Origin of the sequence: Micromonospora sp. NPDC093243, from assembly GCF_044753725.1 — a bacterium.
Classification (GTDB): Bacteria; Actinomycetota; Actinomycetes; order Mycobacteriales; family Micromonosporaceae; genus Micromonospora.
The window spans coordinates 21,212-32,942 of sequence record NZ_JBIVNT010000012.1; the positions used below are offsets into that span (position 1 = coordinate 21,212).

Consider the following 11,731-nt stretch of genomic DNA (forward strand, 5'->3'; position numbering starts at 1 on the left):
TGCCGATCCTCCGTGGAGGTGCGGCGGATCTTGGCCGGCCCGGCGACCGGGCGGCGTGGGGCAGAATGACAGGGTGCCGATGGAGATGAGCCGCGAGCGCTTCGAGGAGCTGGTCGCCGACGCCCTCGACGAGGTGCCCGAGGAGCTGCTCGGCCTGATGAGCAACGTGGTCATCCTGGTCGAGGACGACCCGCCCCCCGGCGAGGATCTGCTCGGCCTCTACGAGGGGCATGCCCTCACCGACCGCGGCTGGGACTACTCCGGCGTCCTGCCCGACCGCATCTTCATCTACCGCCGCCCCATCCTGGGGATCTGCGACAGCGACGAGGATGTCGTCGACGAGGTGGCGGTCACCGTGGTGCACGAGATCGCCCACCACTTCGGCATCGACGACGAGCGGCTGCACGCCCTGGGCTGGGCCTGACCCGGCTGGTCGTCGCGTCGGGCGCGACGACGGGGGTCGCCGCCACGCCGCTCGACTGATGGCCCGCCATTGCGACGGTCACCTACGGTCGTGAGAGGCATCGCGACCTCAGGAGGCACTTCCATGCGCAGCGCGCTGTTCTCCGCGGAGAACCTGGAGAAGGAGTCCGCCCAGCCCGGCATGCGGCTGCAGAACTCCAAGATGTTGAAGATCGAGCTGAACGGCGAGGCGATGGCCCGGGTCGGGTCGATGGTCGCCTATCAGGGGCAGGTGCAGTTCCAGGCGCTCGGCTCCGGTGGGCTGGGCAAGTTCCTCAAGCAGAAGCTCACCGGCGAGGGCGTACCGCTGATGAGGGTCAGCGGGCAGGGTGACGTCTTCCTGGCCGAGCTGGCCAAGGACGTGCACATCATCGACCTTGAGCAGGGCGACGCGCTCTCCATCAACGGCTCCAGCGTGCTGGCCTTCGACTCCACCCTCCAGTACGATATCAAGATGGTCGGCGGCGCCGGCATGGCCTCGTCCTCCGGCCTGTTCAACTGCGTCTTCACCGGCCACGGCCGGATCGCCATCACCACCAGGGGCACCCCGGTGGTGCTCAACGTCGACCAGCCGACCTACGTCGACCCGCAGGCCGCGGTCTGCTGGTCGGCCAACCTGCAGACCGGCTACCACCGGGCCGAGCAGTTGGGCCTCGGCACGCTGTTGGGCCGGCGCACCGGTGAGTCGTTCACGATGAGCTTCGCCGGCCAGGGCTTCGTGGTCGTGCAGCCGTCCGAGGAGCCGCCGGTGCTCGGCAGCGGCGCTCAGGAGCAGCAGGGCGGCCTGCTCGGCGGCCTGCTCAGTTGACGTCGCGCTCAGGCCGCCCCTGCGCCGGGTGCCTCCCGGTCGGGGCGGCCGGGCTGCCTCCCGGTCGGGGCGGCCGGGCGCTGAGACCGCCGAGCGGGCGGCCCTGCCTGGCCCGTCGGCGGTGCGTCGATCAGCTCAGTTCGCCGGTGCGCAGCCGGGCCAGCCAGGCCGCGGCATCGGCGTAGTCGACGTCGGAAAGGCCCGGCGGCGCCGGAACCGGCCGCTCACCCGCCGCCTCCGCCCAGCGGTGCCGAGGGTACGAGCCGAGGAAGCGCACATCCGCGCAGACCCGACGCAGCCCCTGCAAGGCCTCGCCGAGTCGGACGTCGGCCACGTGGCCCGTGCAGTCGAGAAAGAAGACGTACCGGCCGAGCGCCTCGCCGGTGGGCCGGGACTCGATCCGGGTCAGGTTGACCCCCCGCACGGCCAGCTCCATGAGCACCGAGAGCAGCGCGCCCACCCGATCGTGGGCGATGTAGACGGCCAGCGAGGTGAGGTCGTCCCCGGTCGGCGGCGGAGGCGGGCCGGGGCGGGAGACCAGCGCGAACCGGGTCACCGCGTCCGGGTGGTCGGCGATCTTGTCCGCCAGCACGGCCAGCCGGTGCCGACCGGCCCCGATCGGTGCGCAGATCGCCGCGTCGTACTCGCCGGCGGCGGCGCCCGCCGCGGCAGCGCCGTTGGAGAGCACGTCGACCACCACCGCGTCCGGCAGGTGGGCGCGCAACCAGTTCCGGCACTGGGTGGACGCCTGCGGGTGCGCCGCCACGGTGCGGACCGTGGCCAGCTCGGTGCCGGTCCGGGCGCCGAGCACGAACTCCACCGGCAGGATCACCTCGCGGGTGATCACCAGCGGTTCCCCCTCGGCCAGCTCGTCCAGGGTCACCCCCACCGCGCCGCCGATCGAGTTCTCCAGTGGCACCAGCGCCGCGTCGGCGTCGCCGGCCCGTACGCTCTCCAGCGCCTCCCCGACGCTGCGGGCGGGCGTCCGGTTGCCGCGTTCGGCGGCGGAGACGGTACGCAGCGCCTGCTCGGCGAAGGTGCCCTCGGGCCCGAGGTAGACGAAGCGCGTCGGCGGTGTTCCCGGCATGGCGACCAGCCTACGCACCCGGTACGCCCACCGTGCCGCCGTCGCAGGCCAGCGTCCGGATCCCGAGCGGCCCGGTCGCCCGTACCTCGACGGTGCAGACGTCGGTGCCGGCGGTCACCAACTCCGGCGTGCCGGGCCCGCCGCGGGTGACCACCTGGAGTTCCTCGTGCCCGGTCACCGCGAGCACCGTGTACTGCCAGTCCGCGGCACAGAGCGGCCCGGTGCGCACCTGGACCCGGATGTCGTCGGGGAGCACCCCGGACCGGCCGCGCAGCAACTGGATGACCCGCTGCCCGCTCGGGCCGCTGCGGCACGGGGCGGCCACCAGCCCGGCATCGGTCGTCGGGGTTGCCGGCGCGGTCGGGACGGCGGACGGCAGACCGGTGGCCGGCGGCAGCGCCGGAGTGGGCGCCGTGGTCGGGGCACTCGGCGTGCCGGTTGGCGTACCGGTCGGCACCGGTTGCCGCAGCTCCGGCGGGGCGCCGCAGCCGGCCAGCGCGAGCGTGGCCAGCATCGTGGTCGCCGCGCCCAGCCGCCGGAAGCGGCGGCGGGCCCCGGTCGACCCGGTGCGGTGGTCGAGCGCGCCGGAGCGCGCCGCAGGCGGGGTCGCCGGTCGGCGGGTGCGGGGCATCGTGGTGCGGGGCGGTGGAGTGGGCGGCACGGGCCGATCCTGAGGGGCTGCGGAAGGGGGTGGCCGGGGGTGGCCGAGCCCATCGTAGGAGCAACCGCGGCGGCGGTGAAGGTCAGCCGAGCACGCGATGCCCCGCGCGTTCCAACGCGGCGGTCGCCGCGCCGAGGCGTACCGCGGGGACCAGCAGGTAGTCGGTGTCGAAGGTGGAGAACGCGACCACGTTCACCCGGGCCCCGGCGAGCGGATCGACGAGCGCGGCGAGGGTGCCGGTGACGGCCACGCCCACCGGGCCGGACACCCGCAGGCAGCGCCAGGCGGTCTCCACCACTGCCTGCTCGGGTGCCCGGTCCATCGGGCAGATCACCGAGATCCCGTCAGCGGTCCAGCTCACCGTCACCACGTCGGCGGCGGCCAACCCGCTCGACAGCGCGGGCGGCAGGGCGGAGCCGGCGGCCATCCGGCACACGGCGTACTCCCCCGGCAGCAGGGCGATATCGAGCATGAGGGCACCTTACGGCCTCGGCGTGCACCCGCCCGGATTCGCCGCGTGCGGCGAGCGCCACACTCCGCCGCAGGTCAGACCACGGAAAAGAAGGTGAGCGAGCCGGCGACCGAACCGTCGGTGAGCACCGGGGTGGAGATGGCGTCCACCGTGGCGTCGGAGCTGCCCTCGGGCGCGGCCTGCACCCGGAGCAGGCCACGGGCCAGCCGACCGGAGGAGAGCGCCAGCAGCGGCGGGATCTTGTCGATCTCCTGGTCGGTCAGTTCGCCGCGGTTGGCGGTGAAGTCGACCAGGCGCAGACCGCCGTCGAGCAGGGGCAGACCGATCAGCTCCTCGGGCTTGCCGAGGCAGAGCAGTTCGCAGCCGGCGGCGGAGATCGCCACCACCTTGGTGTCGGCGTCGATCAGCAGGCACGGCTCGTCGGCGTGGGAGACCGTCGAGGACCACTGGCCGAAGTTGTCGGACTCCGGCTCTGTCGAAGCCCGCGCAGTCGGCACGAACACTTCCGAGAGCGAGAGTTCGACGTGGGCCACCGCGCCTCCTATGTACACCGAGGGACTGTCCACGCTAGCCGGTCGCCCGGGCGATCGCCGATCACACCGCGCTCGCCGGGCCGCCGGTGCGCGGGGCAATGCCCGGACCAGGCGGCCGGCGAGGGCGCGGACCTGCGGTGCCGGCGACGGCCGGCGCACGTGACGTCCCGGATGACGTTACCGGCGGTTGGCCGGCTTGTCAGCGGCCATTCGGCCGTCCTCGTACCACCGGTAGTCGGCTGCTGGACGGTAAGTGCCGTTCAGCCAGGTGCTCGGGTGCTGGGCGACCCGGGACAGCTTCTCGGCGGTGGCCGGGCTGATCCGGCTGCCGCCCGCGACGAGTAGGCGGTCCAGCTCGCGGTGGGTCGCCATCAGGCAGTCCTTGGGTAGGCCGTAGACGCTGATGACGCCGGAGCCGACGAAGGTCAGCACCGGCGTGACCGGGATCGGCAGCCCGACCGCGGCGGAGAGCGCCTTGCTCGCCCGCTTGGCGTCGCGGCGGGCCTCGGCCACGTAGGGCGGCCGCTTGCCGTTGATCTGCACCACGTCGCCGGCGACCAGCACCCGGGCGCGGCCGTGGTCGGCGATGGTGACCGCGAACAGGCCGCTCGGCCCGATGGCGAGGAAACCGGCGCGTTCCTCGTGCGGCCGGTCGAGCAGCACGTCGGTCACGTCGGTGCGGGGCCACTCGATGACGTGCCAGGCTGGCCCGAGGTGATCGAGCTGGCCGAGCGCCCGGGCCCCCGCAGCCTCGAGCCGCCGTGCGCCCCGCTCGGCCCGCCGACGGCGGGCCCACTCCAGCGGGGTCGGACGGACGGGCTCGAGAACCCCCGGTGCCTCCACCCGAGGGTGTGGCACCGTGGCGGGCGGCAGTGCCCGAGCGGTGGGTACGGCTCGACGAGCGGGAAAGACAGTCATCGCGACCTCCGGCAAAAGGTCCCTCGAAGTTATGTCTCCACTACCCTACGTTGCCAGTCCGGGGGGTCGGCAAGGTGGAGCGCCGGAGTGACTGTGGATGAATGCCATATTCATCCACACTTCTTTTCCCGGATGCCGCCAAACCCTGCCCTACGCTGCCATGGTGACCCACTATGTGGACAGCGAAGTCGCCCGGCTCGGCACCGTGCTGCTGCACCGTCCGGGCCGGGAACTCGCCCGCCTCACCCCCCGGAACAACGACACCCTTCTCTTCGACGCGATCCCGTGGGTCGGCCGGGCGCAGGAGGAGCACGACGCCTTCGCCGCGGCGCTGCGCGAGCGCGGGGTGGAGGTGCTCTACCTCGCCAACCTGCTCGCCGAGACGCTCGCCGTCGCCGACGCCCGGGCCGAACTCACCGAGCAGGTGCTCCGCTCGCCCCGGCTCGGCGACACGCTGCGGGCCCGGGTCGCGGACCACCTGGCGTACCTGGACCCGGCGGCGCTCGCCGACGTGCTCATCGCCGGCCTCGCCCACGAGGAGCTGCGGATCAGTTCGGAGCGACCGGGTGGCCTGGTCTACACGCTGATGGACCGGCACGACTTCGTCATCGCCCCGCTGCCGAACCTGCTCTTCACCCGGGACTCGTCGGTCTGGATCCGGGACCGGGTCGGGGTGACCAGCCTGGCCATGCTGGCCCGGCGGCGGGAGACCACGCTGACCAACGCCATCTACCGCCACCACCCCCGCTTCGCCGGCACCCAGCTCGTCTACCAACCGGAGCTGGAGCACCTGGAGGGCGGCGACGTGCTGCTGCTCGCGCCCGGCGTGCTCGCCGTCGGGGTGGGCGAGCGGACCACTCCGGCCGGGGCGGAACGACTCGGCCGGCAGGTCTTCGCCGCCGGCCTGGCGCACACCATCCTGGTGGTGCCGATCGCCCAGGAACGGGCCACCATGCACCTGGACACGGTCTGCACGATGGTCGACGTCGACGCGGTGCTGATGTACCCCAACATCGCCGACACGCTCTCCGCGTACACGGTGATCGCCGGCGCGGACGGCGAGGATCCCCGGGTGGACGGCCCGGCGCCCTTCCTGCGGGCCGCCGCCGACGCGATGGACCTGGACCAGCTCCGGGTGATCGACACCGGTCTGGACCCGATCACCGCCGAGCGGGAGCAGTGGGACGACGGGAACAACACCCTCGCCCTCGCGCCTCGGCTCTGCGTCGGCTACGAGCGCAACGTGGAGACCAACGCGCAGCTGGAGCGGGCGGGCATCGAGGTGATCCCGATCGCGGGCTCGGAGCTGGGCTCGGGCCGGGGCGGTCCCCGCTGCATGTCCTGCCCGCTGGTCCGGGAACCGCTGCACGGCTGACGCCGCGCCCCGGTTGCCGCCGCCGCACCACCAGGGCGCGGCGGCGGTCAGCCCGCGGCGGCGGGTCAGCGCAGGGTGAGCTGCCGGCCGAGCAGGCCCTGCCGGGCCCGACGCCCGGCGGCGTCCAGCGGGCCGGTCTCGGTCAGCGCCTCGGCGTAGCGCTTGCCGAACTGCGCCACCGGCTCCTCCCACTCGGCGGCGGGCGTCTGCTCCGGCAGGTCCCAGACCGGCACCAGGCGCCCGTGCGCACGGAACATGCCGGCGAACCGGGTGTCGTCGCCGAGCGGCAGCGCACCGGCCGCGCCGAGGCGGGCCAGCGCGTCGAGCGCGGCGTCCTCGCCCTCCGGCAGGACCCAGCGCACGTGCGACTTCTCCGGCACCTGGCACCAGTACGCGGCCTTCGCCGCGGCCATCCGCACGGTGGGGTAGACGGCGGCGTTCGCCCGCTCCAGCGACGCCTGCACGTTGGGGTCGTCCGCCGCGCCCGGGTCGAGCCAGAAGTCGAACCCGTCGTGCATGCTGATCTCCAGCGGGCCGTCGACCAGCACGTCCTGCAAGCGCGGGCCGGGGCCGGGCAGCGGCGGGACCGACACCGGGCCGCCCGGCTCGGCGCGCAGCGCGCAGAGCAGCGCCTCGGCCAGGTCCCGGGAGACGTCTCCGGACTGAATGTGGCGCTGGAGCCCGATCAGCACCCGGCCGTCCGGCTTGGTCATCGCCGGGGCGGCCATCGGCAGCACGGTGGCCAGCGTGACCGGCCGGTCGCCGAACTCCTCCACCAGGGCGGGTGCGAGCCGCAGCGGCGCGGACGCGGCCGGCACGAGTTCTCGCAACGCGATCCATTCGGGCTCGTCGACCAGCCCCTCGAACGGACGCGGCACGAAGACGTCGCGCACCTTTTCCCGCTTCGGGGTGGTCTCGGCGGACCGCTGGCTCTTTCGACGCTTGCTCACGGCGAGACAGCCTAGAGCCCGGACCGGCCGAGCGTGGGGAGGACCCGCCCCGAGGCGTCGTTCAGCCGGCGGCGACCAGGTCCGGCCGGCTCGACCCGGCCGGCTCGAACTCGGCCCAGACGCTCTGCCCGAGCCCGTCCCGCTCGACGCCCCACCGACTCGCCAGACCCGCGACGATGTGCAGCCCGCGACCGTCGGCAGCGTCGGGAGCGGCGATCCGCATCCGGGGGCCGTCGCCGGCCCCGCCGTCGGTGACCCGGAGCTGGATCCGCGGACCGTCGACCGCCCCGCACAGCCGCCAGGCCACCCGCACCACGCCGCCGGGCAGCGGGCGGGCGTGCCGGACCGCGTTGCCGACCAGCTCGGCCAGGACGGCGACCAGATCCGCCAGGAGCGTCGGGGTGACCAGCTCGGCCAACTCGTCGGCGAGCCGGTGCCGGGCCAGCCGCGCGCCGCTGGCGTGGTGGGGGACCACCACGCACCAGGCCCGCTCGCCTACTCCCGTCGCCACCCTCGCCCCTTCACGCCCGTGCCGTCGCCGGTCATCCGCGCGGCAGCCGCACCTCTGCGACGGTACCGCCACCGGCCCTCGGTCGTAGGGATACCCATCCATTCTGCTGTTCAACGATCCGGCGGACGAGATAGAGGCCGAGACCCGCCCCCGGATAGCCCCGGCGGTCGCCGGACTCGCCCTGCCAGAACCGGTCGAAGGCCCGCTCGACGTGCTCCGGACGGATGCCGATGCCCCGGTCGCTGACCCGGAACGACACCATCTGGCTGTCCGCGCTGGCGCTGATCTCGATCCGGCTGCCCGGTGGGGAGTACTTCCCGGCGTTGGTGCTCAGCTCGGTCAGCACGGTGGCCAGACTCGGCCGGTGCCCGAGCGCCTTGGGCAGGTCGGTCGGCACGTCGAGGACGAGCCGGTGGCGCAGCTCGGCGGGGAGGTCGGTGACCGCGGCGTGCAGGGCGTCGCCAAGGTCGAAGGGAGCGGGTGGCTCGTCGCCGGGCCCCGACTCGGCGGCCGAGGAGAGGAGCCGGTCGACCAGCCGGGCCAGCTCGTTCGCCCGCTGGCCGATCACCCGCGCGGCCTGTCGCCGGTCGGTGTCGGTCAGCGACTCCCAGTGATCGGTCAACGTGTCCGCGTACCCCTTGATGACGGTGACCGGGGTGCGCAGCTCGTGGCTGGTCACCGCGACGAAGAGATCCCGCTCGTGGTCGCGGCGCTGCTGGTCGGTGATGTCGCGGAAGGTGACCACCCGCAGCGCGCCGGGGCCGGGCAGCTCCCCGGAGGTGATCCGCAGCCAGCGTCCGTCCGGCAGCCGGTGGTCGAGCACCTGCCCGGACGGGGGGATCGGAAAGGTCAGGGGCCGGCTGAGCGCCTGGCCGGCGTCCCGGCCGGTCACCTGCGCCGCGGCCGGGTTCCAGAGCCGGACGTGCCCGTCCCGGTCGACCACCGCCAGCCCGTCGGCGAGCGCCGCGACGACCGGCCCGTCGCCGTGCACGGGCAGGCCGGTCTGGTCGCCGTACATGTGCGCGATGCAGGAGGCGAGGTACGCCACCACGCCGTGCTGCTCGTCGTCCGGCTCCTCGTCCTCGGCGTAGAGGGCGTGCAGGCTGCCGACGGTGTGCCCGCCGATCTCGGCCCGGGAGACCACCATCTGCCGCAGGCCCCGCGCGGCCAACTCACCCGGCAGCCGGCCGGTGAGGTGATCCATCCTGACCTGCTGCACCCGGGGGCCGGTGAGCAGGCACACGGTGGCCGGGTCGTCGCCCGCCAGCGGCCGGCCGACGGTCCACTCGGCGGCTCCGGTCGCGGCGATCACCCGGCCGCCGGTCGGGCCGAACTCGACGAACGCCATGGCCGCCGCGCCGAGCGCCGGCTGCGCGACCCGGAGCAGCTGGGTGAGGACGGGCAGGCCGGCGTCGCCGGAATTGATCATCTCGATCACCACGGTGTGGCCGTCGATGAGAGCGGCGAAGTCGATGCGCTCCGGCATGCCCCGAGTGTGCCCCGCCGGCCCGCTTTTGGGCACCCCCGCCCGGGTCGCCGCCGCCCGGCACACGGACGCGCCGGCAAGCCGCCCGGACCCACCCGCCGGTCTCCGCCGTCGACGGTCAGCGGCCGAGCCGGGACAGGGTGTGCGCCGGACGGTCGGTGATGATCCCGTCCACCCCGGCGGTCAGGACGAGGTCCAGGTCGGCGGGTTCGTTGACCGTCCAGACGTAGACCTGGTTGCCGGCGGCCCGCAGGGCCGGCAGCAGGTGCGGCCGGGCCCGGACCAGGCCCACGCCTGGGCCGGCGATCCGGGTGCCGAAGGGCAGCCGACCCAGCCGGAGCCAAGGGGGCAGCACCTCCAGCAGCAGCACGGTGGGAAGTGTCGGGGCGAGTTCGCGGACGCGGCGGACGGCGAGCGGTGAGAAGGACATCACCGTCACCTGGACGGGGTCGTCCGGCTTCGGCTCGGCCAACCCGTAGCGGCGCAGCAGCGCGACCAGCCGACGCTCGACGTCACGGCCGTAGCGCGACGGATGCTTGGTTTCCACCAGCAACCGGACCGGCCGGCCGGCGGCGAGCACCGCGTCGAGCAGCCGCTCCAGGGTGAGCAGCCGGGTGTGCGACTCGTCCGGTGGCTCGTCGGTGTCCCCCGGTACGTAGCCGGGGTGCCAGGAGCCGAAGTCGAGCGCGTCCAACTCGGCGAGGGTGCGGGCGCTGACCAGGCCACGGCCGTTGCTGGTGCGGTCCAGCCGGCGGTCGTGCACGCAGACCAGGTGGCCGTCGCGAGTCAGCCGGACGTCGCACTCCAGCCCGTCGGCACCCTCGGCGATGGCGCGCAGGTACGCCGCGAGGGTGTGCTCGGGGAGGTCGTACGAGGCGCCGCGGTGCGCGAACACCAGGGGTTGCTCGCCCATGACGTGGTCCTAGAGAACCCGGCCCGGCTGCCCGTTCTCGGCGACCACCGGTCGCCCGGCGGCGGCCCAGTCGCCCATTCCGCCCGCCACGTTGCGCACCTGCTCCCAGCCGTTGCGCATGAGGTAGGTGACGACCTGGGCGGAGCGCCCGCCGGAGCGGCAGATGACGGCCACCTCCTGGTCGGTGGGCACCTCGGCCAGCCGGCTCGGCAGCTCCATCATCGGCAGGTGATGGGCGCCGGGCGCGTGACCGGCCGCCCACTCGTCGTCCTCGCGGACGTCGAGCAGGTAGCTGTCATCGGCGAGGTCGTTCACGGTCACGGTGGGAACCTGGGGTCCGAACACGGGTACCAAGCCTAGAGCCTTCCCCGGCGGATCGCCGCCGCCCGGGCCGTCGGCGCGGTCACAGCTTGACCACCCAGCGCGGATTGGCTCCCGCCCAGTCCGGCATCCGGCTGCCGCGGACCGCGTCGAAGAGCCCGTTGCTCCCGTTCTCCAGCACCACGTACGACACCTCGTCGATCACTTGCGGGTACGAGGGCACCTGTACCCCGCGCAGCGCGTCGGCGGGCAGGCCGCGCAGCGCGAAGAGCAGGTCCTCCAGCGCCACGCCGTTGGTGTCCACGGTCAACGCGCCGCCGACCGCGCGGATGACCTGGTCGAGCTTGACCGGGTTGGAGCGAAGGTGGGTCTCACCGGCCCGGTCCAGCAGGGCCCGCAGCAGCTGCTGCTGGTGACGCTGCCGGTCGTAGTCGCCGCCCGGCAGGTCGTAGCGCTGGCGGACGTAGTCCAGTGCCTCCGCGCCGTTCATCTGCCGGCAGCCGGGGGTGAACACCCGCTTGGTGTGGATCGAGCGGACCTCGCTGTCCACGCACATCCGCACGCCGCCGAGCAGGTCGATCACCTGCTTGATGCCGGAGAAGTCGATCAGGGCGGCGCCGTCGAACCGGAGCCCGGTGAGCCGGGCCAGGGTGGCCGACAGCAGTTGGGCGCCGGACTCCCCGCCGCCGCCGTGCTCGTACGCCGCGTTGATCTTGTCTTGACCGCCCGGGTAACTGCCGCCGGCCGGGATGGCGACGAGCAGGTCACGAGGGATGGAGACCAGGTACGCCTGACGTAGCCCGGCCGGCACGTGCACGATCAGGATGGTGTCCGCGCGCTGCTCGGGGTTGGTGTCGCCGGGGCGCCGGTCGGTGCCGATGAGCAGGTAGTTCAGCGGCCCGTCGAGGTTCGTCCGCTCCGTGCGGGTGTCCGGGTCGAGCAGTTGCTCCTTGAGCACCGTGCGGTCGTACCGGTCGGTGAGCGCCTGGAGCCCGACCACGGCGAGGCCGGCCAGCACGACCAGGGTGAGACCGAGGACGAGCAGGATCCGGGGCCAGCGGGCGCGACGCGGCCGGGCGGCCCGAGGGCTCGGCCCGGTCCGCGCTCCGCCGTCTCGGCCCGACCTGGACGTGGCGCCTCCCCGCAGCCAGTACGTGAGTCCTGCTCACGTCAGGCTACGAGGAGAGCGCCGTCGACCGGTCCGTTTTGCCGACTTTCCGGGGCCGCCGGCCTC

Annotated in this window: 14 protein-coding genes; 3 read left to right on the forward strand and 11 right to left on the reverse strand. The window is 73.8% G+C overall.

The genetic code is table 11. From position 1 onward, the window contains the following. Positions 1-79 precede the first annotated feature (79 nt). Positions 80-424, forward strand: a complete 345-nt coding sequence (locus ACIP9D_RS30665) for a metallopeptidase family protein (protein WP_350876877.1) — start codon at positions 80-82, stop codon at positions 422-424. A 123-nt stretch (positions 425-547) separates the two neighbouring features. Next, positions 548-1,270, forward strand: a complete 723-nt coding sequence (locus ACIP9D_RS30670; protein ID WP_350876773.1) for an AIM24 family protein — start codon at positions 548-550, stop codon at positions 1,268-1,270. Positions 1,271-1,400: 130 nt separating this feature from the next. On the opposite strand, the gene pheA is transcribed toward ACIP9D_RS30670, so the two are convergent. The 5 genes from pheA to ACIP9D_RS30695 form a co-directional block, all read right to left on the reverse strand. Then, the gene (pheA, locus tag ACIP9D_RS30675; protein WP_350876775.1) at positions 1,401-2,357 is read right to left on the reverse strand and encodes a prephenate dehydratase; all 957 of its coding nucleotides are present in this window, start codon (positions 2,355-2,357) and stop codon (positions 1,401-1,403) included. A gap of 10 nt (positions 2,358-2,367) precedes the next feature. Next, positions 2,368-2,889, reverse strand: a complete 522-nt coding sequence (locus ACIP9D_RS30680; RefSeq protein ID WP_400451365.1) for a hypothetical protein — start codon at positions 2,887-2,889, stop codon at positions 2,368-2,370. Positions 2,890-3,100: 211 nt separating this feature from the next. Beyond that, positions 3,101-3,490, reverse strand: a complete 390-nt coding sequence (locus ACIP9D_RS30685; protein WP_350876777.1) for an ACT domain-containing protein — start codon at positions 3,488-3,490, stop codon at positions 3,101-3,103. Between the two features lie 74 nt (positions 3,491-3,564). Then, a complete protein-coding gene (locus ACIP9D_RS30690; protein WP_350876779.1) occupies positions 3,565-4,023 on the reverse strand; it encodes a PAS domain-containing protein in 459 nt (152 codons plus the stop codon). Between the two features lie 177 nt (positions 4,024-4,200). Beyond that, positions 4,201-4,941, reverse strand: coding sequence for a hypothetical protein (locus ACIP9D_RS30695; RefSeq protein WP_350876781.1), 741 nt, complete (start codon positions 4,939-4,941; stop codon positions 4,201-4,203). A gap of 160 nt (positions 4,942-5,101) precedes the next feature. Here ACIP9D_RS30695 and ACIP9D_RS30700 point away from each other — a divergent pair, with 160 nt between their 5' ends. Continuing rightward, positions 5,102-6,316 carry an arginine deiminase gene (locus tag ACIP9D_RS30700; protein WP_350876783.1) on the forward strand — a complete coding sequence of 405 codons (1,215 nt, stop codon included), beginning with the start codon at positions 5,102-5,104 and terminating at the stop codon, positions 6,314-6,316. Positions 6,317-6,381: 65 nt separating this feature from the next. Here the strand turns inward: ACIP9D_RS30700 and ACIP9D_RS30705 are convergent, their stop codons facing one another. The 6 genes from ACIP9D_RS30705 to ACIP9D_RS30730 form a co-directional block, all read right to left on the reverse strand. Then, positions 6,382-7,266: a DUF5926 family protein gene (locus ACIP9D_RS30705; RefSeq protein WP_350876785.1), complete on the reverse strand. Its 885-nt coding sequence runs from the start codon at positions 7,264-7,266 to the stop codon at positions 6,382-6,384. A 61-nt stretch (positions 7,267-7,327) separates the two neighbouring features. Further along, complete coding sequence (locus ACIP9D_RS30710; protein ID WP_400451354.1) at positions 7,328-7,777, reverse strand: ATP-binding protein; 450 nt, start codon at positions 7,775-7,777, stop codon at positions 7,328-7,330. A 31-nt stretch (positions 7,778-7,808) separates the two neighbouring features. Next, positions 7,809-9,263 carry an ATP-binding protein gene (locus ACIP9D_RS30715; RefSeq protein WP_350876787.1) on the reverse strand — a complete coding sequence of 485 codons (1,455 nt, stop codon included), beginning with the start codon at positions 9,261-9,263 and terminating at the stop codon, positions 7,809-7,811. Positions 9,264-9,381: 118 nt separating this feature from the next. Then, positions 9,382-10,176: a glycerophosphodiester phosphodiesterase family protein gene (locus ACIP9D_RS30720; protein ID WP_350876789.1), complete on the reverse strand. Its 795-nt coding sequence runs from the start codon at positions 10,174-10,176 to the stop codon at positions 9,382-9,384. 9 nt (positions 10,177-10,185) lie between these two features. Beyond that, complete coding sequence (locus ACIP9D_RS30725; protein WP_350876790.1) at positions 10,186-10,521, reverse strand: rhodanese-like domain-containing protein; 336 nt, start codon at positions 10,519-10,521, stop codon at positions 10,186-10,188. 58 nt (positions 10,522-10,579) lie between these two features. Continuing rightward, positions 10,580-11,521 carry an LCP family protein gene (locus ACIP9D_RS30730; RefSeq protein WP_350876883.1) on the reverse strand — a complete coding sequence of 314 codons (942 nt, stop codon included), beginning with the start codon at positions 11,519-11,521 and terminating at the stop codon, positions 10,580-10,582. Positions 11,522-11,731: the final 210 nt, after the last annotated feature.